Source organism: Thermomonas fusca, assembly GCF_005862345.1.
In the GTDB taxonomy this organism is placed as follows: domain Bacteria; phylum Pseudomonadota; class Gammaproteobacteria; order Xanthomonadales; family Xanthomonadaceae; genus Thermomonas; species Thermomonas fusca.
Map to the genome: position 1 here is coordinate 126,485 of NZ_SROY01000005.1, position 24,034 is coordinate 150,518.

The 24,034-nt window shown below is 70.2% G+C and carries 23 protein-coding genes; 13 read left to right on the plus strand and 10 right to left on the minus strand.

Annotation, left to right across the window (positions count from 1 at the left end):
• Positions 1-56: 56 nt before the first annotated feature.
• Positions 57-1,253: a sodium/glutamate symporter gene (gene gltS / locus E5S66_RS11420; RefSeq protein WP_138349367.1), complete on the plus strand. Its 1,197-nt coding sequence runs from the start codon at positions 57-59 to the stop codon at positions 1,251-1,253.
• Positions 1,241-2,476 (plus strand): FAD-dependent oxidoreductase, encoded by a 1,236-nt coding sequence (locus tag E5S66_RS11425; RefSeq protein WP_212745351.1) that lies wholly within the window; start codon positions 1,241-1,243, stop codon positions 2,474-2,476. The genes gltS and E5S66_RS11425 overlap by 13 nt, the downstream gene beginning before the upstream one ends.
• Here the strand turns inward: E5S66_RS11425 and E5S66_RS11430 are convergent.
• Positions 2,473-3,729 carry a flavohemoglobin expression-modulating QEGLA motif protein gene (locus E5S66_RS11430; protein WP_138349369.1) on the minus strand — a complete coding sequence of 419 codons (1,257 nt, stop codon included), beginning with the start codon at positions 3,727-3,729 and terminating at the stop codon, positions 2,473-2,475. The two genes, E5S66_RS11425 and E5S66_RS11430, sit on opposite strands and share 4 nt — an antisense overlap.
• Positions 3,716-4,843 (minus strand): ribosome small subunit-dependent GTPase A, encoded by a 1,128-nt coding sequence (rsgA, locus tag E5S66_RS11435; RefSeq protein WP_425472224.1) that lies wholly within the window; start codon positions 4,841-4,843, stop codon positions 3,716-3,718. Before rsgA ends, E5S66_RS11430 begins: the two co-directional genes overlap by 14 nt.
• A gap of 144 nt (positions 4,844-4,987) precedes the next feature.
• Here rsgA and E5S66_RS11440 point away from each other — a divergent pair, with 144 nt between their 5' ends.
• The 3 genes from E5S66_RS11440 to grxD all read left to right on the plus strand — a co-directional run bounded on the left by E5S66_RS11440 (position 4,988) and on the right by grxD (position 7,904).
• Complete coding sequence (locus tag E5S66_RS11440; RefSeq protein WP_138349373.1) at positions 4,988-6,247, plus strand: aminotransferase class I/II-fold pyridoxal phosphate-dependent enzyme; 1,260 nt, start codon at positions 4,988-4,990, stop codon at positions 6,245-6,247.
• 9 nt (positions 6,248-6,256) lie between these two features.
• Complete coding sequence (locus tag E5S66_RS11445) at positions 6,257-6,865, plus strand: SGNH/GDSL hydrolase family protein (RefSeq protein WP_138349374.1); 609 nt, start codon at positions 6,257-6,259, stop codon at positions 6,863-6,865.
• Positions 6,866-6,980: 115 nt separating this feature from the next.
• Positions 6,981-7,904: a Grx4 family monothiol glutaredoxin gene (gene grxD, locus E5S66_RS11450; protein WP_138349376.1), complete on the plus strand. Its 924-nt coding sequence runs from the start codon at positions 6,981-6,983 to the stop codon at positions 7,902-7,904.
• A 78-nt stretch (positions 7,905-7,982) separates the two neighbouring features.
• Here the strand turns inward: grxD and E5S66_RS11455 are convergent, their stop codons facing one another.
• Positions 7,983-8,525 carry a DUF924 family protein gene (locus E5S66_RS11455; RefSeq protein WP_281278281.1) on the minus strand — a complete coding sequence of 181 codons (543 nt, stop codon included), beginning with the start codon at positions 8,523-8,525 and terminating at the stop codon, positions 7,983-7,985.
• Positions 8,522-9,298, minus strand: coding sequence for an AMP nucleosidase (locus E5S66_RS11460; protein ID WP_138349378.1), 777 nt, complete (start codon positions 9,296-9,298; stop codon positions 8,522-8,524). Before E5S66_RS11460 ends, E5S66_RS11455 begins: the two co-directional genes overlap by 4 nt.
• 119 nt (positions 9,299-9,417) lie before the next feature.
• Between E5S66_RS11460 and E5S66_RS11465 the strand changes: the two genes are divergently transcribed.
• From E5S66_RS11465 to E5S66_RS11485, 5 genes are all read left to right on the plus strand, one after another.
• Entirely contained in the window at positions 9,418-10,800 is a 1,383-nt protein-coding gene (locus tag E5S66_RS11465; protein WP_138349380.1) for an amidohydrolase, read from the plus strand.
• On the plus strand, positions 10,797-12,107 hold the full coding sequence (locus E5S66_RS11470) for an amidohydrolase family protein (protein ID WP_138349382.1): 1,311 nt from the start codon (positions 10,797-10,799) through the stop codon (positions 12,105-12,107). Before E5S66_RS11465 ends, E5S66_RS11470 begins: the two co-directional genes overlap by 4 nt.
• Positions 12,108-12,242: 135 nt before the next feature.
• Complete coding sequence (locus tag E5S66_RS11475) at positions 12,243-13,184, plus strand: DegV family protein (protein ID WP_138349384.1); 942 nt, start codon at positions 12,243-12,245, stop codon at positions 13,182-13,184.
• A 62-nt stretch (positions 13,185-13,246) separates the two neighbouring features.
• On the plus strand, positions 13,247-13,591 hold the full coding sequence (locus E5S66_RS11480) for a hypothetical protein (RefSeq protein WP_138349386.1): 345 nt from the start codon (positions 13,247-13,249) through the stop codon (positions 13,589-13,591).
• Positions 13,592-13,604: 13 nt separating this feature from the next.
• Positions 13,605-14,276: an adenine nucleotide alpha hydrolase gene (locus tag E5S66_RS11485; protein ID WP_138349387.1), complete on the plus strand. Its 672-nt coding sequence runs from the start codon at positions 13,605-13,607 to the stop codon at positions 14,274-14,276.
• A 33-nt stretch (positions 14,277-14,309) separates the two neighbouring features.
• Here the strand turns inward: E5S66_RS11485 and fghA are convergent, their stop codons facing one another.
• From fghA to yihA, 6 genes are all read right to left on the minus strand, one after another.
• Positions 14,310-15,140: an S-formylglutathione hydrolase gene (gene fghA, locus E5S66_RS11490; protein ID WP_138349389.1), complete on the minus strand. Its 831-nt coding sequence runs from the start codon at positions 15,138-15,140 to the stop codon at positions 14,310-14,312.
• 13 nt (positions 15,141-15,153) lie between these two features.
• Positions 15,154-16,263 (minus strand): S-(hydroxymethyl)glutathione dehydrogenase/class III alcohol dehydrogenase, encoded by a 1,110-nt coding sequence (locus E5S66_RS11495; protein ID WP_138349390.1) that lies wholly within the window; start codon positions 16,261-16,263, stop codon positions 15,154-15,156.
• Between the two features lie 24 nt (positions 16,264-16,287).
• Positions 16,288-16,572, minus strand: a complete 285-nt coding sequence (frmR, locus tag E5S66_RS11500) for a formaldehyde-responsive transcriptional repressor FrmR (RefSeq protein ID WP_138349391.1) — start codon at positions 16,570-16,572, stop codon at positions 16,288-16,290.
• A 62-nt stretch (positions 16,573-16,634) separates the two neighbouring features.
• Positions 16,635-19,349, minus strand: coding sequence for a phosphoenolpyruvate carboxylase (gene ppc / locus E5S66_RS11505; RefSeq protein ID WP_138349393.1), 2,715 nt, complete (start codon positions 19,347-19,349; stop codon positions 16,635-16,637).
• 76 nt (positions 19,350-19,425) lie between these two features.
• On the minus strand, positions 19,426-20,790 hold the full coding sequence (locus tag E5S66_RS11510) for a glutamate--cysteine ligase (RefSeq protein WP_138349394.1): 1,365 nt from the start codon (positions 20,788-20,790) through the stop codon (positions 19,426-19,428).
• Positions 20,791-20,891: 101 nt separating this feature from the next.
• Positions 20,892-21,503, minus strand: coding sequence for a ribosome biogenesis GTP-binding protein YihA/YsxC (gene yihA / locus E5S66_RS11515; RefSeq protein WP_138349395.1), 612 nt, complete (start codon positions 21,501-21,503; stop codon positions 20,892-20,894).
• Between the two features lie 100 nt (positions 21,504-21,603).
• Between yihA and E5S66_RS11520 the strand changes: the two genes are divergently transcribed.
• The 3 genes from E5S66_RS11520 (at position 21,604) to E5S66_RS11530 (ending at position 24,028) form a co-directional block, all read left to right on the plus strand.
• Positions 21,604-22,389 (plus strand): c-type cytochrome, encoded by a 786-nt coding sequence (locus tag E5S66_RS11520; RefSeq protein WP_425472221.1) that lies wholly within the window; start codon positions 21,604-21,606, stop codon positions 22,387-22,389.
• Between the two features lie 79 nt (positions 22,390-22,468).
• Entirely contained in the window at positions 22,469-23,167 is a 699-nt protein-coding gene (locus tag E5S66_RS11525) for a thiol:disulfide interchange protein DsbA/DsbL (protein WP_138349397.1), read from the plus strand.
• An 18-nt stretch (positions 23,168-23,185) separates the two neighbouring features.
• Positions 23,186-24,028: a thiol:disulfide interchange protein DsbA/DsbL gene (locus E5S66_RS11530; RefSeq protein ID WP_138349399.1), complete on the plus strand. Its 843-nt coding sequence runs from the start codon at positions 23,186-23,188 to the stop codon at positions 24,026-24,028.
• The last annotated feature ends 6 nt before the right edge of the window (positions 24,029-24,034 follow it).

The window sequence follows — 24,034 nt, forward strand, 5'->3', positions numbered from 1 at the left end:
GATAACGGCTTCATGCCGGCCGGTTCCGCCACCGGCGCCGCCGGAGACCCCGCGACATGCTGCAACTCGATGCCGTGCAGACGCTGGCGCTGGCCGGCCTTGCCCTGTTCCTGGGTTACGGGTTGTGCCGGGTGATCCCGGTGCTGGGCCGCTACAACCTGCCGCCGCCAGTGATCGGCGGGCTGGTGTTCGCGCTGGCCGCATGGATCGCGCACGCGCGCGGCGCGAGCCTGTTCGTGCTCGATACCGGCCTGCAAAGCCCGCTGATGATCGCGTTCTTCACCACCATCGGCTTCAACGCCAGCGTCTGGCTGCTGCGGATCAGCGGCCGCCAGGTGATGCTGTTCCTGCTGCTTGCCTCCGTGTTCGCGGTGGCGCAGAACCTGCTGGGCATGGCGGTGGCGACCGGCTTCGGCCTGCATCCGCTGTTCGGCGTGCTGGCCGGTTCCACCACCCTGACCGGCGGCCCCGCCACCGGGCTGGCATTCGCGCCGCTGTTCGAACGCGCCGGCGTGGCCGGAGCGGAATCGATCGCGGTGGCCTCGGCGATGGCGGGCATCGTCTGTGGCGGGCTGATCGGCGGGCCGGTGGCTACGCTGCTGATCCGCCGCTTCAACCTGACCTCGATCCGTCCCGACGACCACCGCGCGCCGGCCGATTCGGCCACCCTGCCGGCCGCCAGCGAGGCCGAACGCGAATACAGCGCGCTCAAGAGCATCGTGGTGATCCTGGTGGCGATGTGGCTGGGTGCGTGGGTGAGCAAGGCGATTTCCGCCACCGGCATCACCCTGCCGGCCTACGTCGGCGCGATGCTGGTCGGCGCGCTGGTGCGCAACCTCGACGACCGCACCCGCCTGATCGGGCTGTCGGTGCCGACCACCGAGCTGATCGGCAACGTCTGCCTGTCGCTGTTCCTGGCGGTGGCGCTGATGAACCTGAAGCTGTGGGAGCTGGCCGGGCTGGCGCTGCCGCTGCTGGTCAACCTGGGCCTGCAGGCGCTGCTGGTGACCGCATTCTGCGCGCTGGTGTTCCGCGCGATGGGCCGCGACTACGACGCCGCGGTGATGGGCGGCGGCTTCATCGGCTTCATGCTCGGCACCACCGCCAACGCGATGGCGGTGATGCGCACGCTGGTGGAGCGTTACGGCGCCGCGCCGCGGGCGTTCCTGGTGGCGCCGCTGGTGGGCGCGTTCTTCATCGACTTCACCAACGCGCTGATCATCACCGGCTTCATCAATCTGTGGCCGCACTGATGCCCGCAGGTGGCGATGCCGACGTGGCGGTGGTCGGCGCCGGCGTGGTCGGCCTGGCCACTGCCTGGGCACTGGCGCGCCGCGGCTTGCGGGTGCTGCTGCTCGACCGCGCCGATGGCCCGGCGCTGGGCGCCTCGTTCGCCAACGGTGCCCAGCTCAGCTACGCCTATACCGACGCGATGGCCGGCCCGGCAATGTGGAAGCAGCTGCCCGGCATGCTGGCCGGCGGCGACGCCGCCTTCCGCGTGCGCGCCTCGCTGGACCCGCATTTCTGGGCCTGGGGCCTGGCCTTCCTGCGCAACGCCACCGCCGCGCGCCTGCAGCGCAACACCCTGGCGACGCTGGCGCTGGCGCTGGAATCGAAGGCGGCAATGGATGCGCTGCTGGCGCGCCATCCGCTCGACTTCCAACATCGGGTGGCCGGCAAGCTGCACGTGTACTACGACGCCGCCGCGCTGCCGAAGGCGCGGGCGATGATCGACACCAAGCGGCAGTTCGGGGTGCGCCAGCAGCTGCTCTCGCCCGCCGAGGCGATCGCCGCCGAACCGGCGCTGGCGGACGCACGCGGCATGGTCGGCGCGGTGCATTCGCCGGAAGAGGAAGCCGGCGATCCGTGGCGGTTCTGCAGCGGCCTGCTGCAGATCCTGCAGGCGCAGTACGGCATGCAGGCGCGCTTCGGCTTCGATCTGCAGCGCGCGCAGCGCGAGGGCGCGCACTGGCGCCTGCACGCGGCCAACGGCGACAGCGTGCAGGCGGGAAAAATCGCGATCTGCGCCGGCATCGACAGCCACGCGCTGCTGCGGACGCTGGGCCTGGCCTCGCCGCTGATGGCGATCAAGGGCTATTCGTTCACCTCCCCCTGCGGCGCCCATGCACCGAGGGCCAGCATCACCGACACCGCGCGCAAGCTGGTGTTCTGCCGGCTGGGCGAACGGATCCGCGTGGCCGGCCTTGCCGACCTCAACCATTGGGATCCGAGGCCCGACCCGGCGCGCATGCAGCAGCTCATCGCGATGGCCCGCGACTCGCTGCCGGAGGCCGCGGACTATGACCGCATCGAAAGCCGCTGGGCCGGCCTGCGCCCGGCAACGCCTTCCTCCAGCCCGGTCATCCGTCAGCCGCGCGACGGCCTGGTGCTGAACATCGGCCACGGCATGCTCGGCTGGACGCTGGCGATGGGCAGCGGCGAGCGCGCCGCGAACCTGTTGCTGGACGCGGCCTAGAGATCGGCCACGCTTTCCGCCGACACCACCTGCTCCAGCCGGATCCGATTGGCGAACAGCGAGAACGCCAGCGTCCCGGCCAGCCCGTTGGCGCGCGCCACCCACGGCGGCAGCCAGCGCGGCTCGCGCAGGTCGCCGCTTTCGAACAGCGGCTCGAAGCGCTGCACGTCGGCCAGGGTCATCTTGCCGGCGAACAGCAGCCGGCACAGCCGCAGCTTGCGGTGCTTGAGCGCCCAGCGGAAGAAGGTGTGCACGCCCAGCAGTCCGCGCAGGTACACGGTGTCCTTGGTGAACGCGGCGCCGCCGCTGGTGGGCACGCCGCGGTACACGCGCTGCGCCGAGGTGAAGCTCTCCACTTCGGCTTGGCCGGACTCGAGGAAGTAGCGGAACACCTGCAGGAAGTCCGCGCCCTCCAGCGCCATCGCCACCGCCTCGATGCGCAGGCTGACCCGCTTCATCCGTTCGATGTCGATGCTGCCGGTGATCTGCTCGGCGAACACCGCCAAGCCCTCCTGGGTGGCGGTGACCCGCGGCGAGGACAGTGCCAGGCTGGGCAGGATCTCCTGCTGCCGGCCGTTGAGCGCGGTCAGCGAATGCACGAACGCCTCGTGCTGCAGCAGCTGCTGCAGGTCGTAGTCGGAGAACGCCGCGCCCGAGCGCAGGCGGATGCGGGTGGCGCCGGCGGCGGCCTTGGCGATCAGGTCGGGGTCGAGTTCGACGCCGATGACGCGGCTGTCGAAGAAGTCGTCCAGCTCGGACTGCAGCCGCAGCGCCAGCGCGGTAGCGGAAATCTGCACCTGTTCGGCGGGCGCGATCAGCTCGCGGTCGAAATCATCCGCCACGCGCAGGAAATGGTTGGCCGCCTCGCGGGTGGTGATGCCGCCCGGCAGCGCCTGATCCGGAGTGCCGAACAGCGCGATCGACAGGTCGGTCACCTGCCTGCTGCCGAGATGCTCCAGCAGCTCGGCGGCCAGCACCCAGCCCTGCGCGGATTCGACCAGATACTGGCCGAGCGGATGCGCGGGATCGGCTGCCGCGGCGACCGCGGCCAGCTCGCGGCGCGCCTCGGAGAAATCGTGCTTCGGATACTGGTAGTCCGGCAGCCGGGGATTGCCGCGCGCCCAGCCGGCAAGGAAGGCCTGCTGTTCGCTGGCCGGCCAGCTGGCCAGGCTGAGCAGCCGGATCGGCTTGGCCGCGCGCGCCATCCGCGCGTCGAGCGCAGCGTGATGGGCGATGGCGTCAGTGCCGGCCATGCCTCTCGTCCGGCCGCCGATATTGCGCCTTGGCCTTGCCCGGCACCTTGGCATCGGCCTTCTGCGCCAGCCGGGTGGCGAGCCGATTGGCCGCACCCGCCACCTCGTCCGACAGCTTGAGGAAGTTGGCGACGCGATGAACGTCCAGCTCGCCGCTTTCCACCGCCGCGCGCACCGCGCAACCCGGCTCCTGCGCATGCTTGCAGTCGCGGAAGCGGCACTGCTCCGCCAGCGCCTCGACGTCGGCGAAGCTTTCCGCAACGTCTTCTTCGCCGGTGGGCTTGAGCTCGCGCATGCCCGGGGTATCAATCAGGCAAGCACCCTCGGGCAGCGCCAGCAGCGCGCGGTGGGTGGTGGTGTGGCGGCCACGGGCGTCGCTTTCGCGCACCGCGCCGGTCTTCATCTTCTCGATGCCGAGCAGGGTGTTGCTCAGGGTCGACTTGCCCGCGCCGGAGCTGCCCACCAGCACCACGCTGCAACCCGCGCCCAGCCACGGCGCCAGCGCAGCGGCGGCGGCCGGGTCTCTGGCGTTCAGCGCCAGCACCGGCACCCCCAGCGCACGCAGTGCCTGCAATGCGGCCTCGACGTCGGCGTCGGCCCGGTCGGATTTCGTCAGCACGACCACCGGCTGCACGCCGCTGCCGGCCACCAGCAGCAGGTAACGCTCGATCCGGCGCGGGTTGAAGTCGGCATCCAGCCCGCAGACCACGAACACCGTATCGATGTTGGCGGCGATCACCTGCTGGCGGTAGTGCTCGCCGGCGGCGCCGCGCTTGATCGCGGAAAAACGCGGCAGCAGCGCGACGATCCGCAGCGATTTCGGCGCCTCGCCTTCCACCAGCACCCAGTCGCCCACCGCGGGGCGCGCCTCGGGATTAATCTCGCCCTTGCGGTAGCTGCCGGCGCGCTGCCATTCCGGCAGCGATTCGGCCGGGTCGACCTGGTCGATGACCTCGGCCACGCGATAGCCGCTGCGGTGCTGTTCGACGATCCGCGCCGGCCGCGCGGCCGGATGCGCCGCCAGCAGCGCCGCCCAGCCAGGCTCCAGCGCCTGCGGCGGCCAGCGCCAGCCAATGGCGGAAAGCGCGGGGAGCGGGAAAGACGTGGCGGACAGGCTCATTTGCGGCAGTTTTCAGTCATGCGGCGGATTCTAGCCCTGCCGGGAGGCGGCCATGCGGTGCGCCGCCCGGCCGGGCAAGCCGTGGCGGCGCGCCATTTTCCGCTAGGCTTTGCTTCCCCCCTCCCTGCGTTCACGCCGATGTCATCGTTCAACCCCCGCAACAGGATCGCCACCCGCACGCGCCTCACCGAGGTCCGCTACGAAATCCGGGGTGAACTGGCGCGGCGAGCGCGGGAGCTGGAAGGCCAGGGCCGCAAGCTGATCAAGCTCAACATCGGCAATCCCGGCGCGTTCGGGTTCCGCGCGCCGGAACATCTGCAGGACGCCATCGCCGGCGGCATCGCCCGTACCGACCCCTACACCCACCAGCAGGGCCTGCCGGAAGCGCGCGAGGCCATCGCCGCCTTCCACAAGGCGCGCGGCACGCCCAACGCATCGCCGGAGCGGGTGTTCGTCGGCAACGGCGTGTCCGAGCTGATCGATATTTCCCTGCGCGCGCTGCTCAACCCCGGCGAGGAAGTGCTGGTGCCCTCGCCCGACTACCCGCTGTGGAGCGCCGCCACCATCCTCAACGACGGCCGCCCGGTCTACTACAAGTGCGACCGCGAGAACGGCTTCCTGCCCGATCCCGAACAGATCGAATCGCTGGTGTCCTCGCGCACCCGCGCGATCGTGCTGATCAACCCGAACAACCCAACCGGCGCCAACTACCCGCGCGCGCTGCTGGAGCGCATCGTCGAGATCGCCCAACGCTACCGGCTGCTGCTGCTGGTGGACGAGATCTACGACGGCATCCTCTACGACGACGCGGTGTTCCAGCCGGTCGCGCCGCTGGCCGGCGACCTGCCGTGCATGAGCTTCGGCGGCCTGTCGAAGGTGCATCGTGCCTGCGGCTGGCGCGTCGGCTGGGCGGTGCTGTCGGGCGATCCGCTGGCCTGCGGCGATTTCCACCACGCGCTCGACCTGCTGGGCGCGCTGCGCCTGTGCGCCAACGTGCCGGGCCAGTTCGCCATTGAACAGGCCCTGCACGGCACCGACACCATCGGCGAACTGGTGCGCCCCGGCGGACGCTTGTATGAAACCCGCCGCGCGCTGATCGACAGCTGCGCCGCCAGCCCGCACCTGTCGCTGGTAGCGCCGGCCGGCGCGCTGTACGGCTTCCCGCGCATCGTCGGTGCCGCCGCGCAGGGCCTGGACGACCACGACTTCGCGCTGGAGATGCTGGAGCAGGAGGACGTGCTGATCGTCCCCGGCACCAGCTTCAACGTGCCCTACCGCGACCACTTCCGCGTCACCCTGCTGCCGAAAGCGCCGGTGCTGCGCGAGGTGTTTTCGCGCGTCGACCGCGTGCTGACCCGCCGCGCCGAACGCGCGCAGCGGCAGAGCGCGGTGGCGTAAGCGCGACGGGTGCTCCGCTACCTCGCCCTCGGCGACTCCTACACGATCGGCGAAGGCGTCGGGGATGCGGGCCGCTGGCCGGCGCAGCTGGCGGCGCGACTGCGCGACGCGGGGATCGCGATCGGCGAGCCACGGATCATCGCCACCACCGGCTGGACCACCGACGAACTGGCGGCGGCGATGGACGCGGCCGAACCGCTGGGCGACTGGGATTTCGTCTCCCTGCTGATCGGCGTCAACAACCAGTACCGCGGGCGCAGCGTGGACGACTACCGCGAGGAATTTGCCGCGCTGCTGCAGCGTGCTATTGCGCTAACGCGCCAGCGCGCCGCGCGGGTGTTGGTGCTGTCGATCCCCGACTGGGGCGTGACGCCATTCGCCCGCCGCGAACTGCGCAGCCCGTGCCGGATCGCACAGGAGCTGGACGCCTACAACGCCGCCGCGAGCGAGCTGTGCTCGGCCGAGGGCGTGGCGTTCGTGGACATCACCGCGATTTCCCGCACGGGCGAGACCGCCGACATGCTTGCGGCCGACGGCCTGCATCCGTCCGCGCTGCAATACGCACGCTGGGCCGAGGCGGCGCTGCCGCTGGCGAGACGGCTGCTGGCGACGCCCTGATTGCCCGCCATTGCATCCGGCGGCCACCGGCGCCGCGCAGCTTGACCCGCGTCATCCGGCCAGCCACGGCCGCCGGCGTAGAATTGGCGGCTCTCCCCACGTCGGAAGCTGCACCATGTCCCTCGACCCCGCCCTGCGCGCCCGCATCGAATCCGTGCTGGCCGCCAACCCCGTCGTCCTGTTCCTGAAGGGCACGCCGGATGCGCCGCAGTGCGGCTTCTCGGCCAAGACCGCCGCGGCGATGGACGCCACCGGCGCCGACTACGCCCACGTCAACGTGCTGACCGACCCGGAAATCCGCGAAGGCATCAAGGCCTACGGCGACTGGCCCACCATTCCGCAGCTTTACATCCGCGGCGAACTGGTCGGCGGCTGCGACATCGTCACCCAGATGGCCGCCAGCGGCGAGCTGCACGCCGCGCTGGGCGTGGCTGCGCCCGACCGCACGCCGCCGCAGATCACCATCACCCCGGCCGCCGCCGAAATGCTGAAGTCCGCGCTGTCCAATGCCGGCGAGGGCTATGCGCTGCAGGTCGAGGTGGACAAGGGCTACAACGCCCGCCTGCAGCTGGCACCGGTGGACGATAGTGCCATCGCCAGCGAATCCGCCGGCATCCGCGCCCAGTTCGACCTGCTCAGCGCGCAGCGCGCGCGCGGCATGACCATCGACTGGGCCGACGATGCCCGCGGCAAGGGCCTGATCATCGACAACCCCAACGCCCCGCCGAAGGTGCAGGCGCTGACCCCGGCGCAGGTGCGCGAGCGCGTGCAGGCCGGCACCCTGGTGCTGGTGGACGTGCGCCCGGCGGATGAACGCGCGCTGGCGGAAGCGCCGGTGGCGTATCGCCATTTCGACGACGGCGTGGAGGAAATCGAGGCGCTGCCGAAGGACACCGCTCTGGCCTTCCTGTGCCAGTCGGGCGCCCGCAGCGGGCAGGCGGCGGAGCACTTCCGCGCGCTGGGCTTCAAGGCGCTCTACAACGTGGCCGGCGGCATGGTGGCCTGGGCCGACCTGGACCCGGCGGTGGCGCGCTACTGAGGCACCGAAGGTCGTGCGGACACTTCCCGCATGACCTGCCCGCGGCGCGCACCCGGCGGTGCGCGCCTGCGGAATCCGTCAAAAGCCGCCGCCGGCGTCCAGCCATGCCTGTTCGTCGGGCCGGTTGATCCGCCCCAGCGCGGCGTTGCGATGCGGGAAGCGGCCGAACTGGGCGATCACGTCGCGATGCGCCACCGCATAGCCCAGCAAATCGGGATCATCCAGCGCGGTGAACAGCTCCACCGCGCGCTGTTGGTCGGCCATCGCTTCGGAATGCTCGAACGGCATGTAGAAGAAGAACCGCAGCGCCGGCTCGACCCGTGCATCGAAGCCGGCGTCGATGGCGCGCGCAGCGTAGTACAGCGCCAGCGGATCGGTGGCGAAGGCGTGGCCGCTGCCGCGGAAGATGTTGCGCGAAATCTGGTCCAGCAGCAGCACCAGCGCCAGCGCACCGTCGGCATCGGCCATCCAGCCGTCATGTTCGCGGCGCGCGGCGGCGAAATGCGCGGCCTGCCAGCGCGCGCGGCATTCCTCGTCGAACGCGGCGCCACCGCGGAACCACTTGCCCATGCCGGCGTCGCGCCAGAACGCGAGCAGCGCAGCGGCGGTGTCGCGGCTCACTCGTCGAACCTCATGTGCCGCACCGACTTGCCGTTGCGGCGGATCAGCTTCAGCGATTCGATGCCGACCCGGATATGGTTCTGCACGAACTCGGCCGACACCTTGGCATCGCTGGCCTCGGTCTTCACGCCCTCCGGGATCATCGGCTGGTCGGACACCAGCAGCAGCGCGCCGCAGGGAATGCGGTTGGCGAAACCGGCGGCGAAGATGGTCGCGGTTTCCATGTCGATGGCCATGCAGCGCATCGCGCGCAGGCGCTCCTTGAAGGCGTCGTCGTGTTCCCAGACCCTGCGGTTGGTGGTGAACACGGTGCCGGTCCAGTAGTCCAGCTCCATGTCGCGGATGCTGGTGGAGATGACGCGCTGCAGGGCGAACGCGGGCAGCGCCGGCACCTGCGGCGGCAGGTAGTCGTCGCTGGTGCCCTCGCCGCGGATCGCCGCGATCGGCAGCACCAGGTCGCCCAGCTGGTTCTTCCTCTTCAGCCCGCCGCACTTGCCGAGGAACAGCACCGCCTTCGGGCAGATCGCCGACAGCAGGTCCATTACCGTGGCCGCGTTGGGGCTGCCCATGCCGAAGTTGATCAGGGTGATGCCATCGGCGGTGGCGCTGGGCATCGGCCGGTCGATCCCGACCACCGGCGCGCCGGTCATTTCCGAGAAATGCGACAGGTAGCCGCCGAAGTTGGTCAGCAGGATGTGCTGGCCGAAGCTCTCCAGCGGTACGCCGGTGTAGCGCGGCAGCCAGTTGTCGACGATCTCCTGTTTGCTTTTCATCGCGGTCCTTTTCGTTTCCCGGATTCTAAGCCCGGCCCCATGACCTCGGTCATGTGGCGGCCTGCGCGCGATGACGCTAGGGTGCGTGCATCGTTTTTCCGCACCAGGGGAACCACCGCATGAAACCGTTGACCGCCGCCGTGCTGGCGGCGCTGCTGGCCGGCTGCGCGAGTGCGCCGCAGAAGCCGGCTGCGCCCGCCAAGCCGTACGACTTCGCCGCCGATCCCTACCCCAGCACCTACCAGCGGATCGCCTCGCCGCCGGTGCTGCTGCAGCACGCCACCGTGCTGACCGGCACCGGCACGCGGCTGGATGATGCCGACGTGCTGATGCGCGACGGCCGCATCGTCGCGGTCGGCAACGGCCTTGCAACCGGCGGCGATGCGGTGCGGGTGGACGCCACCGGCAAGTGGATCACCCCTGGCATCATCGACATCCACTCGCACCTGGGCGTCTACGCCAGCCCTGGTGCCAGCGCGCACAGCGATGGCAACGAGGCCACCGCGCCGGTGACTGCACAGGTGTGGGCCGAACATTCGGTATGGCCGCAGGACCCCGGCTTCCACGCCGCGCTGGCCGGCGGCGTGACCGCGCTGCAGATCCTGCCCGGCAGCGCCAACCTGATCGGCGGGCGCGGCGTCACCCTCAAGAACATCTCTGCCACCACCTACCAGGGCATGAAGTTCCCCGGCGCGCCGTGGGGCCTGAAGATGGCCTGCGGCGAGAACCCCAAGCGCGTCTACGGCCAGCGCGGCGGCCCGTCCACCCGCATGGGCAACGTGGCCGGCTACCGCGCCGCGTTCGCCGATGCCGCCGACTACATGAAAAAGCGCAAGGCCGGCGGCAAGGACGCTGAGGCCAAGCGCGACCTGAAGCTGGACACCCTGGCCGGCGCGATCAACGGCGACATTCGCGTGAACATCCACTGCTACCGCGCCGACGAGATGGCGATCATGCTCGACCTCGCCAAGGAGTTCGGCTTCAGGATCGCCGCCTTCCACCACGCCGTGGAGGCCTACAAGATCGCCGACCGGCTGGCCGCGGAAGGCGTCTGCGGCGCGCTGTGGGCGGACTGGTGGGGCTTCAAGATGGAAAGCTTCGACGGCATCCAGGAGAACATCGCGCTGGTCGACCGCGTGCCCGGCGGCTGCGCGATCGTGCATTCGGATTCCGCCGAGGGCATCCAGCGGCTCAACCAAGAGGCAGCCAAGGTGATCGCCAACGCCGGCCGCGTCGGCATCCGCATCAGCCCCGAACACGCCATCCAGTGGCTCACCCGCAACCCCGCCAAGGCCATGGGCATCGACGACCAGACCGGCACGCTGGAGGCCGGCAAGATGGCCGACGTGGTGGTGTGGAACGGCAGTCCATTCAGCAGCTTCGCCCAGGCCGAACAGGTCTACGTGGACGGCGCGCGGCTGTACGACCGCCGCGACCCGGCGCGGCAGCCGACCTCGGACTTCCTGCTCGGCCAAGAGACCGTCCCGGGAGGCGTGCGATGAGCGCCCCCATCCTCAAGCGGCTGGCACTGGCGGCGGCCATCTTCGGCGCCTGCGGGCTTGCGCAGGCGCAGGACCTGCTGATCCGCAACGCCACCGTGCACACCGCCAGCGCGCGCGGCACCCTGCGCAACACCGATGTGCTGGTGAAGCAGGGCCGCATCGCCGCCATCGGCAGCGGTCTGGCGACCGGCAGTGCGAAGGTGGTGGATGCGCAGGGACAGCCGTTGACGCCGTCGCTGTTCGGCGGCATCACCGACATCGGCGTGGAGGAAGTCTCCGGCGAATCCAGCACCGTCGACGCCACCCTGGCGCTGGGCGCCAACGCCGCCGACATGCAGGTGCGGCCGGAGTTCGACGTCACCCTGGCCTACAACCCGGATTCGGTGCTGGTGCCGGTAGCGCGGGTGGAAGGCGTCGGCTGGACCCTGCTGGCGGCAGGCACTCGTCCCGGCGGCTCGCTGATCGGCGGCCAGGGTGGCGTGGTGCGGCTGGACGGCAGCCTGGACGCGGTGGGCCCGCGCGCACTGTTCGTCACCCTCGGCGGCGCCGGCGCCAACCTCAGCGGCAGCTCGCGCGCGGCGCAGTGGATGCTGCTCGACCAGCTGATCGACGAGGTGCGCGGGCGCATCCCGGCCGACTCGCAGTTCGCCCTGCTCACCCCCGCCGGCCGCTCCACCCTGGCGAAATACTTCGGCGGCGGTGGCCGGGTGCTGGCGCGGGTGCAGCGCGCGGCCGACATCGTCCGCCTGCTGCGCTGGGCCAAACAGCGCGGCGTGCGGGTGGCGCTGGTGGGCGCGGCGGAAGGCTGGAAGGTGGCACCGCAGATCGCCGCGGCCGGCGTGCCGGTGTTCGTCGACGTGCTGGCCAACCTGCCCGGCGATTTCGACGAGATCGGCGCCACGCTGGAGAACGCCGGGCGCCTGCACGCGGCCGGGGTGAAGGTGTCGTTCTTCCAGGGCGGCGACGCCTCCCACAACGCACGCAAGCTGCGCCAGCTGGCCGGCAACGCGGTGGCCAACGGCCTGCCCTGGGAAGCGGGCCTGGCCGGCCTGACCTCGGTGCCGGCGGCGGCGCTGGGCGCGGGCGCGGACATCGGCGCGACCATCGCCGTCGGCCAGCGCGCCGACCTGGTGCTGTGGAGCGGCGATCCGCTGGACGTGGCCAGCGTCGCCCGGCAGCTGTGGCTGGACGGCCGCGCGATCCCGATGCGCAGCCGCCAGACCGAGCTGCGCGACCGCTACCTGCGCGCCGCCGGCACGCCCCAGGAAGGCCAGTTGCCGCGCGCCTACCCGGCCGACGCCCGCTGACGCCCGCGGCAAACCGGGGCGCGCGCAGCTGAACGGCGGCGCTCTCCGGGACGCACCGGTGCCGCGCGGGCGCATGCACGCACGCCCGACTTGCGGTACGGTCGTGGGCAACTGAACGGGGGGCTGGAGGACAACATGCGCATCGGGATCATCGCGGATTCGGCCTGCGACCTGCCAAACGACTTCATCGAACGCGAGAACATCACCATCCTGCCGGTGACCGTGCAGATCGGGCAGGCGGTGCTGGCCGACGTGCGCAACGAGGAAGCGACGATGAACTTCCTCAGCGGCGAAACCGCCGCGCGGGCGTTCGAGGCGGAAACCACCCCGTTCACCGTGCAGCAGGTGCACGACCTGTTCCTGGGCAAGCTGGTGCACGACTACGACTACGTGTTCTGCATCACCACCACCCGCACCCGCAGCGGCATCCACGACAACGCGCAGCAGGCCAGCTTCACCATCCTCAACGACTACAAGGCGGTGCGGGCCGCCTCAGGCAACAACACTCCGTTCTCGCTGCGGGTGATCGACAGCCAGAGCGTATTCGCCGGGGTCGGCGTGCCGGTGATCGAAGCGGTGCGCATGCGCGCCGCCGGCGAGTCGCCGCCGCGGATCCGCGCGCACCTGGAGGCCATCGCCAGCAATACCCACGCCTACATGGTGGCGCCGGACCTGAACTACCTGCGCAACCGCATCAAGAAGCGCGGCGACAAGAGCGTCAGCTTCCTCAGCGCAACCCTGGGCACGGCGCTGGACATCAAGCCGATCCTGCATTGCAACCAGGGCGAAACCGGTCCGGTGGCGAAGGTGAAGGGTTTTGCCGCGGCCAGCCGCAAGCTGTTCGACTTCACCGCCGAACGCGTGGCGTCCGGGCTGCTGACCCCCACCGTCAACCTCTGCTACGGCGGTGCGCTGGACGAGATGCGCGCGCTGCCGGGCTACCAGCACCTGCGCGACGTGTGCAAGGATCGCGGCGTCGAAGTGTTCGAGAGCTTCATGGGCCTGTCCGGGTTGGTGAACGTCGGTCGCGGCGCGTTGGTGGTGGCGTTCGCTGCGCCCCCGCACCGCTTCGGCTGAGCAGTGACGGCGCCTCCACGGCCAGGCCGCTAGCCTCTGGACACATCTTCCCGGGATCGCCCATGACCACTCGCTATTACATCCGCCTGCCCAACCCCGACCAGGCCCGCGGCAACGACCCCGACCTGAGCTTCCGCTCGCGCGGTGCGGAAGGATTCGCCGAGGAACTGCAGCAGGCACTGCGCGACGACACCCTGTTCCTGCGCTGGCAGGCCCGGCAGGAAGAGCCCGACGACGTCGACCCGGCGCTGTCCGCGACCGATCCTGCCGCCCGCGTCACAGGCCAGCAGGACGACCTGCACATCGACCTGATCGTGGACACCCGGTTGTCCTCGGCGCTGCTGCGCCAGCGCATGGCGCTGCTGGCCGGCAGCCACTGGCAGCTGCGCGACGTCACCGCGGCCTGAGGCTCCCGACCGCATGATCCCGGTTCTGCTGTCATGGAGCGGCGGCAAGGACGCCGCGTGGGCCCTGCACGCGCTGCGCGCGGCTGGCGAAGTCGAGGTGGTGGGCCTGCTTACCACCCTCACCGAAGGCTTTGATCGCGTATCGATGCAGGGCATCCATCGCGACGTGCTGCATGCGCAGGCCAGCGCCGCCGGACTGCCGCTGATCGAAGCGTGGATTCCGCAGGCGGCCGACAACACGAGCTACATCGCCAGCTTCACCGATGCATTGGCGCGTGCGCAGGCGCGCTGGCCGGACCTGGCCCATATCGCCTACGGCGACCTGCTGCTCGCAGACATCCGCAGCTGGCGCGAGACGCTGTGCGCGCAGCTGGGCTGGACGCCGCTGTTCCCGCTGTTCGGCAGCGACACCGCGCAGCTGGCGCGGGAGATGATCAAAGGCGGCCTGCGGGCGCGGTTGTGCTGCGTGGACACCACCCAGCTGGACGCCGCGTTTGCCGGTCGCGCCTTCGATGCCGCGCTGCTGGCGGAACTGCCGCCCGCCATCGACCCCTGCGGCGAGCGCGGCGAATTCCACACCTGCGTTGCCGCCGGGCCGATGTTCACCGCGCCGCTGGCGCTGCAACCCGGCGACACCGTGCTGCGCGACGGGCGCTTCGCCTATACCGACTTCACGCTGGCCTGACTGAAGCCATCCCGCAGCGCCGCTGGGGCGGCGCTATGCCTTCAGCGCCGCCGCGTGGTGGGCGATATGCTCGCCGATGAAGCTGGCGATGAAGTAATAGCTGTGGTCATACCCCGGCTGCATGCGCAGATACACCGGGTGCCCTGCCGCATCGGCGGCGTCCTTCAGCCGCCACGGCTGCAGCTCGACCTCGAGGAATTCATCGGCCTCGCCCTGATCGATCAGCACCGGCAGCTTTTCCACTGCCGCCGTGATCAGTGCGCTGGCGTCGTACTGCGCCCACGCCGCACGGTCATCGCCAAGGTAGGCGGCAAACGCCTTCTGCCCCCACGGCACCAAGGATGGCGCCACGATCGGCGCGAACGCCGACACGCTGCGGTAGCGGCCGGGCTTCGACAGCGCCAGCACCAGCGCGCCGTGGCCACCCATCGAATGCCCGCTGATCGCGCGCGCATCGCTGACCGGGAACTGCGCTTCCACCAGCGCCGGCAGTTCGTCGGCGACGTAGTCGAACATGCGGTAATGCGCCGCCCACGGCGCCTGCGTGGCGTTGACGTAGAAGCCGGCGCCCTTGCCGAGGTCGTAGCCATCGGCATCGGCCACGCCGTCGCCGCGCGGGCTGGTATCCGGGCAGACGATGGCGATGCCGTGCTCCGCCGCGTAGCGCTGCGCGCCCGCCTTGGTGATGAAGTTCTGCTCGCTGCAGGTCAGCCCCGACAGCCAGTACAGCACTGGCACCGGGCCGTCCTGCGCCTGCGGCGGCAGATAGATCGCGAAGCTCATGTCGCAGCCCAGCACCGCCGAGCGGTGCCGGTACACGTCCTGCCAGCCGCCGAAGCAGGCGCGGTGTTCGATGCGTTCCATCAGGCCATCCCCCTCAGAAATGCACCACCGAGCGGATCGACTTGCCTTCGTGCATCAGTTCGAAGGCTTCGTTGATACCCTCCAGGCCCATCGTGTGGGTGACGAACGGCGCAAGCTGGATCTCGCCGGCCATCGCCTCCTCCACCATGCCCGGCAGCTGGCTGCGGCCCTTCACGCCGCCGAACGCGGTGCCCAGCCATTTGCGACCGGTGACCAGCTGGAACGGGCGGGTGGCGATCTCCTGCCCCGCCCCGGCCACGCCGATGATCACGCTCTGGCCCCAGCCGCGGTGCGCGCATTCCAGCGCCGCGCGCATCACGTTGACGTTGCCGATGCACTCGAAGCTGTGGTCCACGCCCCAGCCGGTCATCTCCACGATCACCTGCTGAATGGGTTTATCGAAATCCTTCGGGTTCACGCAGTCGGTGGCGCCCATGTCGCGGGCCATGTCGAACTTCGAGGGATTGGTGTCGATGGCGATGATCCGCCCGGCCTTCGCCCGTTTCGCGCCCTGGATGACGGCCAGGCCGATGCCGCCGAGGCCGAACACCGCGACCGAATCGCCCTCCTGCACCTTCGCCGTGTTCTTCACCGCGCCAAGCCCGGTGGTGACGCCGCAGCCCAGCAGGCAGACCTGCTCGTGGTTGGCCTCGGGGTTGATCTTCGCCAGCGAAACCTCGGCCACCACCGTGTATTCGCTGAAGGTGCTGCAGCCCATGTAGTGGTACAGCGGCTGGCCGTTGTAGCTGAAGCGGGTGGTGCCGTCCGGCATCACGCCCTTGCCCTGGGTGGCGCGCACGGCCGTGCACAGGTTGGTCTTGCCGGACTTGCAGAACAGGCACTGCCCGCATTCGGCGGTGTACAGCGGAATGACGTGGTCGCCCGGCGCGACGCTGGTGACGCCCTCGCCCACCTCCACCACCACGCCCGCACCCTCGTGGCCCAGCACGCAGGGAAACAGGCCCTCCGGGTCGTCGCCGGACAGGGTGAAAGCATCGGTATGGCAGACGCCGGTATGGCTGATCTTCACCAGCACCTCGCCGGCCTTGGGCGGGGCGACGTCGATCTCGACGATCTGCAGCGGCTGGCCTGCGGCGAAGGCGACGGCGGCGCGGGATTTCATGGGCGTTCTCCTGGAAGCAAGGGATTACTTGAGATAGGACCGCACCAGCGCGATCACTTCGTCGATGCTCTGCTGGTGCTGCTTACGGATTTGGGGATCGGCAGCGAGCTGGGTGAACTCCTCGCGCAGATGGCTGTCGAGGATCTCGGCCATCAGCCCGTTCACCGCGCCACGCAGCGCGGCCAGCTGTTGCAGGATCGGCGCGCACTCGCTGCCCGCCTCCACCGCGCGCTCCAGCGCATCCACCTGGCCGCGGATGCGGCGCAGGCGGGTGGTGGCGCGCTTCTTGTCTTCCGGCGAGTGCGGCACGCGGCGTCTCCGATACTGGTGGGGAGTATAGGGCGAAACCGGCAGCGGTGGCGCCCGTCCGCCTAACCGGTATTCTGGATCCCCGCGGCGATGCCGTTGACGGTGGACACCAGCGTGCGCAGCAGGTCTTCGTCCTCGCGCCCGCTTTCGCGCCAGCGGCGCAGCAGGTCCACCTGCAGCAGACTGATCGGATCGACGTAGGGATTGCGCAGCCGGATCGACAGGCGCAGCCGGTAGTCGTCGGCCAGCAGCGCGTCGCGCTGCCTGATCGTCAGGATGGCCTCGCGGGCAAGCGCGAACTCCCGCGCGATGCGCGGGAAGAACACCGGATGCAGCTCGCCGGCCAGCGCGGAGTAGCGTTCGAAGATGTCGATGTCGGACTTCGCCATCGCCATCTCCACATCGTCGATCATCGCCGTGAAGAACGGCCAGTCGCGGGCCATCGCCGCCATCGCATCCAGTCCGTGCGCGTCGATGCCGTGGCGCAGGGCGGTGCCGACGCCGTACCAGCCGGTCAGGCCGGAACGGCTCTGCGCCCAAGAAAACACCCACGGGATGGCGCGCAGGTTGGCGATGCCGCCGTCGCGGCGGCGCGAGGGCCGCGAACTGATGTGCAGCCGCTCGATCACGTCCACCGGGGTGGCGGTACGGAAGTAGGCCGGGAAGTCCGGATGCTCGTGCACCAGCGCGCGGTAGTGCGTGCGCGAGACCTGCGCCAGCTCGGCGGCAATTGCGCGCCACCGCCCCTCGCGCGGCTCCGGCGGGCGCGGCCGCAGCGATGCGCGCAGCACGGCGGAGGTGGTCTGCTCGAGGTTGCGCAGCGCCAGCGCGCGTATCCCGTATTTGCGATGGATCACCTCGCCCTGCTCGGTGACGCGCATGCGCCCGGCCACGCTGCCGCGCGGCGCTGCCATGATCGCCCGCTCTGTCTTGCCGCCGCCGCGGCTGACCGAACCACCGCGGCCATGGAAGAACACCAGCTGCAGGCCGGCCGAGCGCGCCACGTCCAGCAGCTCGACCTGCGCGCGCTGCAGCGCCCAGCGCGATGCCAGCAGCCCGCCGTCCTTGGCGCTGTCGCTGTAGCCCAGCATCACCACCTGACGCCCGCCGCGCGCGGCCAGGTGGCGGCGGTACAGGGGGTCGGCGAACAGCGCCTGCATCGTCGCCGGCGCAGCCTCCAGGTCGTCCACCGTCTCGAACAGCGGCGCCACGTCCAGCGGCACTTCGCCGTCGGCGACGCAGCCTGCGATCCGCGCCAGCGCCAATACCGCCAGCGCGTCGGCGGCATTGCGCGCCATGCTGATGATGTAGGGGCCGAAGGCGTGTTCGCCCAGCACCGCGCGCAGTTCGCGCACGACGCGGAACACCTCCAGCGTGGCCATGGCGTCGGCTGCGCCCGCATCGGTCGGTGCAGCGCCCGAGATCAGCGCATGCAGCCGCTCGACACGCGCCGGCAGCGGGCGCGCGGCCCATTCGGCATCCCCCTCCAGCGCAGCCAGCGCCTGCTCGTGCACGGCGGAGTCCTGGCGCAGGTCCAGCGCCGCCATGTGCAGGCCGAAGCTGCGCGCACGCCAGAGGATGCGTCGCAGCGCGAAGCGGCCGGCGTGGTCGCCGCGGTGCCGGGCCAGACTGGCGTCGATCAGTTCCAGGTCGTCGATGAAGGCGGCCGCGTCGGCATAGCCACCCGCCGCGCCCTCGTTGGTTGCCTGCAGGCGCGCACGCATCGCCCACAGCAGCTGCCGGTACGGCATGTCGGCCAACCGCGGCCGGTTGCGCACCATGCCTTCCGGCAGCAGCGCGCGGTGCGCGGCGGCGCGCGCCTCGACCTCTGCATCGATGCCGGCATGGCCGTGGCTCTGGGTGAGGATGTCGCCGAGGGTGCGCAGGTCGGCCAGATAGCAGTCCAGCGCCAGCGCGCGCTGGGCGGTCAGCGCGTCGCGCACGCTGGCCGCGCCGACGTTGGGGTTGCCGTCCATGTCGCCGCCGACCCAGCTGCCGAAGCGCAGCATCGGCGGCAGCGCGATGCGTTCGCCATACACGGCTTCGACCGCATCGGAAAACGCCTCGTAGAACACCGGCAGCACCCGGTACAGCACGCTGCCGAGGTAGAAGCCGACGTGCTCGACCTCGTCGGCCACGCTGGGCCGCTGCGGCGGCGCCTCGTTGGTCTGCCAGGCGGTGGTCAGCGACTGGCGGATGCGGGCGTCGTCGGCGCGACGTTCGGGCGGCGTGCGGGTGCGGTCGATGTCGGCGATCAGCCGTTCGACCACGGTCTTTTCCTTCAGCAGCAGCGCGCGCCGCACCGCTTCGGTGGGATGCGCGGTGAACACCGGCTCCACGCACAGCCCGGCCAGCTGCGCCTGCAGTTCGGCCAGCGTCACGCCCTCCTCGCGCAGGCCGCGCAGCACCGCTTCCAGCCCGCCGGGCTGCGGCGCCGTGCCCAGCCGCTGGTAGTCGCGGCGACGGCGGATGCGATGCACGCGTTCGGCCACGTTGGTGGCGCTGAAGTAGGCCGCGAACGCGCGCACCAGCGGCTCGGCCTGCGCCAGCGGCACCTGCGCCAGCCGCTGCGCCAGCGCATCCACCGGCTCGCCCTGCTCGCGCCTTGCGATCGCGATCCGCCGCAGCGCCTCGACCTGTTCAAGGAATACCGGCGCCACCTGTTCGGCCAGCATGTCGCCGACCATCGCGCCGAGCCGGCGCACATCGTCGCGCAGCGGCGCGTCGGTGGCTGTGAAATCAAGCTGCTCGCGCAGCGGCGCGTCGGGAGTGGCCATGGCCGCAGGCTAACGCGATTTTTGCTGCGTTGCGTCAACGGTTGCGCATGGGACTATCCGCGCCGCGCGCCTGCGCTCAGTAGGAAAACTCGCAGAACACCGGATCCACGCTGCCGCGCCATTCACCGTGGAACAGCGCCAGCTTGCGCTCGGCGGGGGTCTTGCCGGATTCCACGATCTCCACCAACGGGTCGAGGAAGCCGGTTTCGTCGGCGCCGCAGCGATCCTGTACCGCGCGGCGACGCAGGCCGGCGACGGAAATCTCCAGCGCGCGGCGGGCCAGCTCGCGCAGCGTGCCGCCGCGGAACGGCAGCCCCAGCGCCTGCTTGGGCACGCCATCGCGCAGGGCATGGCGCTCGGCCATGCTGAAATCCTTGACCAGGTCCCAGGCCGCATCCAGCGCCGCGTCGTCGTACAGCAGGCCCACCCAGAACGCCGGCAGCGCGCACAGCCGGCCCCAGGGACCGCCGTCGGCGCCGCGCATCTCCAGGAATTTCTTCAGCCGCACTTCCGGGAAGGCGGTGGTCATGTGGTCGTTCCAGTCCGTCAGCGTCGGCAGCGCGCCAGGCAGCACGTCCAGCCGGCCCTGCATGAAGTCGCGGAACGACTTGCCGCTGGCATCGTGGTAGACGCCATCGCGATAGCTGAAATACATCGGCACGTCGAGCAGGTAGTCGACGTAGCGCTCATAGCCGAAGCCATCCTCGAACACGAAGTCGAGCATGCCGGTGCGGCCGGCGTCGGTATCGGTCCAGATGTGCGAGCGGTAGCTGAGGTAGCCGTTGGGCCGCCCTTCCGTGAACGGCGAATCGGCGAACAGCGCAGTCGCAATCGGTTGCAGCGCCAGCGACACGCGGAACTTCTTCACCATGTCCGCTTCGGACGCGTAGTCCAGGTTGACCTGCACCGTGCAGGTGCGGGTCATCATGTCCAGGCCCAGGTTGCCGACCTTTGGCATGTAGTCGCGCATGATCTTGTAGCGGCCTTTCGGCATCCACGGCATTTCGTCGCGCCGCCACTTGGGCTGGAAACCCATGCCGAGGAAGCCGAGCTTCAGCTCGTCGGCCACTTCCCGCACTTCGCGCAGGTGGCTGCCGACTTCCTTGCAGGTCTGGTGGATGGATTCCAGCGGCGCCCCCGACAGCTCCAGCTGGCCGGCCGGCTCCAGCGTCACCGACGCGGCATCGCGCGACAGCGCGATCACCCGGCCGTTTTCCTCGTAAGGCGCCCAGCCGAACCGGACCAGACCCTTCAGCAGTGCCTCGATGCCGCGCTCGCCGTCGAAGGTTGGCGGGCGCAGGTCGTCCAGCCGGAAGCCGAATTTCTCATGCTCGGTGCCGATCCGCCACGCCTCGCGGGACTTCTCGCCCGAGGCCAGCACCTCGGCCAGCTGGTGGCGGTCGGTGATCGGCGTGTCGCTGGCTGTGCTGGGTCCGGACATCGGCATCGCCTATCGGTTTGGCGAAGCAGGATAGCCGGGCCGCGGCGGCACCGCAGCAACGCCGTTGTGGCATCAGCGTTCCGTGATTGCGCGCAATTGGGCTATATCGCCAGCCAGCCGGCGACCACAGCGCGCAGTTCGTCCACGCCCTGCTTCGACTCGCCGGAGAACAGCTGCACGCTGACGCTGTCGGCGAACGACCGCGCCAGCTCCATCCGCACCGCCTGCAGGGTATTGCCGGCGGCGCCGCGACCGAGCTTGTCGGCCTTGGTCAGGATCACGTGCGCCGGCAGCCCGCGGCGCATGGCGTAGCCGAGCATCTGCCGGTCGTATTCCTTCAGTGGATGGCGCACGTCCATCACCACCACCAGCCCGCGCAGGGCGTCGCGGCTGCCGAAATACCCCTCGAGGAAGGCCTGCCAGTGCGCCTGCAGGTCCTGCGGCACCTTGGCATAACCGTAGCCCGGAAGGTCGACCAGGTATTTGTTCTCGTGCGGCGGCAAGCCGAAGAACACCAGCTGCTGGGTGCGGCCGGGCGTCTTGGACACGCGTGCCAGCGCGTTCTGCTGGCAGAGCGCGTTGAGGGCGGAGGATTTGCCGGCGTTGGAGCGGCCGGCAAAGGCCACTTCGAAGCCGCCATCGGGCGGCAATTGCCGGTGATTGTGGGCGGCCAGCAGGTACTGGGCGCGCGCGAACGGGTTGGGTGCAGCCATGGGCATAGCATGGCATGTCCGCGCCGATGCAGGTCCGGTTTGACCGCTCCGGGCGCGCCGACCATAATTTGCAGGTTGCGCGGCACCTGTCCGCGTCCTTATGCCAGTGGAGTTACGCATGCGTCCTGTCCATGCCCTTGCCGGTGTTGCCTGTCTTGCTCTTGCCGCGGCCGCCTGGGCCCAGAGCACGCCGGTCGCCGCACCCGACAACGCCCCGGTGCAGACCGCGCCGCTGGTGGAGAAGCCCGCCACCTGGGGTGATGCCCAGGCCGGACAGGCCAAGGCCGGCGCCTGCGCGGCCTGCCACGGCCTCGACGGCAACGCCATGCAGCAGAACGCGCCGCGCATCGCCGGCATGCCGGAACGCTATCTCGCCGAGCAACTGCACCTGTTCAAGAGCGGTCAGCGCACGGGCGGCCTGGCCGCGATCATGGCGCCGTTCGCCGGCATCCTCAGCGCGCAGGACATGCGCGACGTCGGCGCCTGGTACGCCACCCAGAAGGCCGGCACCGGCGTGGCCGACGATACCGCGATTGCCGAAGGCCCCAACCAGGGCCTGAAGTTCTACCAGGTGGGCGAGCGCCTGTTCCGCAGCGGCGACCCCGCCCGCGGCCTGCCCGCCTGCATGGCCTGCCATGGCCCGTCCGGCGCCGGCAACCCCGGCCCGGCCTACCCTGCCCTGCACGGCCAGGATTCGGCGTACGTGACGCGGCGGCTGGAGGAATACCGCACCGGTACCACCACCTACACCGCGCCGGCGCACTTCAAGCTGATGGCCGCGGTCAGCAAGTCGCTGAGCGACGAGGAAATCCGTTCGCTGGCCAGCTATGTGCAGGGCCTGCATACCCGCGCGCCCGGGACCACCAAGGAAAGCATCGCCCGCTGAGCGCGATGCTTCATCATGCGTTGGCCCTGGCCCGTGCATGCTCATCGGGCCCCTTAGTTGACCGCCGGAGCCTGATTTCATGCGCGCACTGCTGTTGTCGCTTGCCCTGCTGCTGACCACCGCGCTCGCGCCCGCGCAGGCACAGCGCGTCCTGCCCGGCCTGACCGAGGGCGTGCAGTACCGTTACGTCGACAACGGTCAGCCCTACCGGCCGCTGCCGCCCGGCATGGTGGAAGTGGCCGAGGTGTTCGCCTACACCTGTCCGCACTGCGCGCACTTCTCGCCGATGCTGGAGGCGTGGGCGAAGCAGCTGCCCGCACACGCCCGGCTGGTACTGGTGCCGGGCGTGTACGACCGCGACGATCCGTGGCCGCGGGTGTTTTTCGCCGCGCAGGCCGCCAAATCCCTGCCGGTGCTGCATCCGCGCCTGTTCGCCGCGATCCATGAAACCGGTGAACTGCCGCGCAATGCCGACGCCGCCCAGATCCTCGCCTTCGCCAGCCGCGTGCAGGGCAGCAATGCCACCGCGCTCAAGATCGCGATGGCCAACGACGCGAGGCTGCTGCCGCAGCTGAAGCAGGCCTATGAATTCGGCGCCCGCAGCCAGATCGACGGCACGCCGTCGCTGATCGTGGCCGGGCGCTACGTGATCCTCGGCAACAGTTATGAAAGCCTGCTGGACAATGCGCGCGCGGTCGTCGCCGCGCTGGCGCCAAAGCAGAAACCCAAGGCGACCGCGCGCCCGGCGCCGGCCAAGCCCGCCTCTCCCCGATCCTGACCGACTGACGGAACCGCCATGACCGCACTGCGCCACGCCCTGCTCCTGCTCGTCCTGCTGCCGCTGGCCGCCTGCAAGAACGACGCACCCGCGCCGGTTGCGGCCGGCGAGGCCGCTCCGGCCGAACAGGCCACCACCCAGGCCGCCAGCGCCGAAGACCCGCAGCGCGCCGCGCAGGCCGAAGCGGCGGTGCAGGCCGCCGCCGAAGCCGCCGCCAAGGCGCCGCCGCCGGTGGAAGGCACCGACTACGTCACCATCGCGAACGGCCAGCCGTTCGATACCGCGCCGGGCCGGATCGAAGTGGTCGAATTCTTCGGCTACGTCTGCCCGTTCTGCGCCGCGGTGCAGCCGCAGGTGGCGGCGATGAAGGCCAAGCTGCCGCCGGACGTGCATTTCGTCTACGTGCCGGCCGCGTTCGGTGCGATGTGGGACAACTACGCCAAGGCCTTCTACGCCGCCGAAGCGATGGGCCTGCTCGACAAGACCCACGATGCGATGTTCCGCGCCATCCACATCGACCAGACCCTGAAGGGCGAGCGCGGCATGGACAAGCCGGAGGACATCGCCGGGTTCTACGCCAACTACGGCGCCAACCCCGGGCAGTTCCTCAACAGCATGCAGAGCTTCGCGGTGGCCACCAAGATGAACCGCGCCCGCCAGTACATGACCGAAGCCTTCGCCAACGGCGACCAGATGGGGACGCCGGCCTTCGTGGTCGCCGGCAAGTACCGGGTCAAGGGCAAGAGTGTGGACGACATGTTCCGCATCATCAACCAGCTGATCGTCGCCGAACGCACCAAGCTCGGTGCCGCCACGCCGGCGGCGCCGGCGCCCGCCGCGGCGGAAGCGCCGCAGGGCTGATCCCGC

Excerpts from the sequence above, each read along its gene's own strand:
- E5S66_RS11460 (WP_138349378.1), bottom strand. The coding sequence starts at position 9,298 with ATGAAAAGCAAACAGGAGATCGTCGACAACTGGCTGCCGCGCTACACC.
- yihA (WP_138349395.1), bottom strand. The coding sequence starts at position 21,503 with ATGGCTGCACCCAACCCGTTCGCGCGCGCCCAGTACCTGCTGGCCGCC.
- E5S66_RS11530 (WP_138349399.1), top strand. The coding sequence starts at position 23,186 with ATGACCGCACTGCGCCACGCCCTGCTCCTGCTCGTCCTGCTGCCGCTG.
- fghA (WP_138349389.1), bottom strand. The coding sequence starts at position 15,140 with ATGGAACGCATCGAACACCGCGCCTGCTTCGGCGGCTGGCAGGACGTG.
- E5S66_RS11440 (WP_138349373.1), top strand. The coding sequence starts at position 4,988 with ATGTCATCGTTCAACCCCCGCAACAGGATCGCCACCCGCACGCGCCTC.
- E5S66_RS11510 (WP_138349394.1), bottom strand. The coding sequence starts at position 20,790 with ATGTCCGGACCCAGCACAGCCAGCGACACGCCGATCACCGACCGCCAC.
- E5S66_RS11475 (WP_138349384.1), top strand. The coding sequence starts at position 12,243 with ATGCGCATCGGGATCATCGCGGATTCGGCCTGCGACCTGCCAAACGAC.
- E5S66_RS11470 (WP_138349382.1), top strand. The coding sequence starts at position 10,797 with ATGAGCGCCCCCATCCTCAAGCGGCTGGCACTGGCGGCGGCCATCTTC.
- E5S66_RS11430 (WP_138349369.1), bottom strand. The coding sequence starts at position 3,729 with ATGGCCGGCACTGACGCCATCGCCCATCACGCTGCGCTCGACGCGCGG.
- E5S66_RS11480 (WP_138349386.1), top strand. The coding sequence starts at position 13,247 with ATGACCACTCGCTATTACATCCGCCTGCCCAACCCCGACCAGGCCCGC.
- E5S66_RS11485 (WP_138349387.1), top strand. The coding sequence starts at position 13,605 with ATGATCCCGGTTCTGCTGTCATGGAGCGGCGGCAAGGACGCCGCGTGG.
- E5S66_RS11495 (WP_138349390.1), bottom strand. The coding sequence starts at position 16,263 with ATGAAATCCCGCGCCGCCGTCGCCTTCGCCGCAGGCCAGCCGCTGCAG.
- ppc (WP_138349393.1), bottom strand. The coding sequence starts at position 19,349 with ATGGCCACTCCCGACGCGCCGCTGCGCGAGCAGCTTGATTTCACAGCC.
- E5S66_RS11520 (WP_425472221.1), top strand. The coding sequence starts at position 21,604 with ATGCCAGTGGAGTTACGCATGCGTCCTGTCCATGCCCTTGCCGGTGTT.
- E5S66_RS11525 (WP_138349397.1), top strand. The coding sequence starts at position 22,469 with ATGCGCGCACTGCTGTTGTCGCTTGCCCTGCTGCTGACCACCGCGCTC.
- gltS (WP_138349367.1), top strand. The coding sequence starts at position 57 with ATGCTGCAACTCGATGCCGTGCAGACGCTGGCGCTGGCCGGCCTTGCC.
- grxD (WP_138349376.1), top strand. The coding sequence starts at position 6,981 with ATGTCCCTCGACCCCGCCCTGCGCGCCCGCATCGAATCCGTGCTGGCC.
- E5S66_RS11465 (WP_138349380.1), top strand. The coding sequence starts at position 9,418 with ATGAAACCGTTGACCGCCGCCGTGCTGGCGGCGCTGCTGGCCGGCTGC.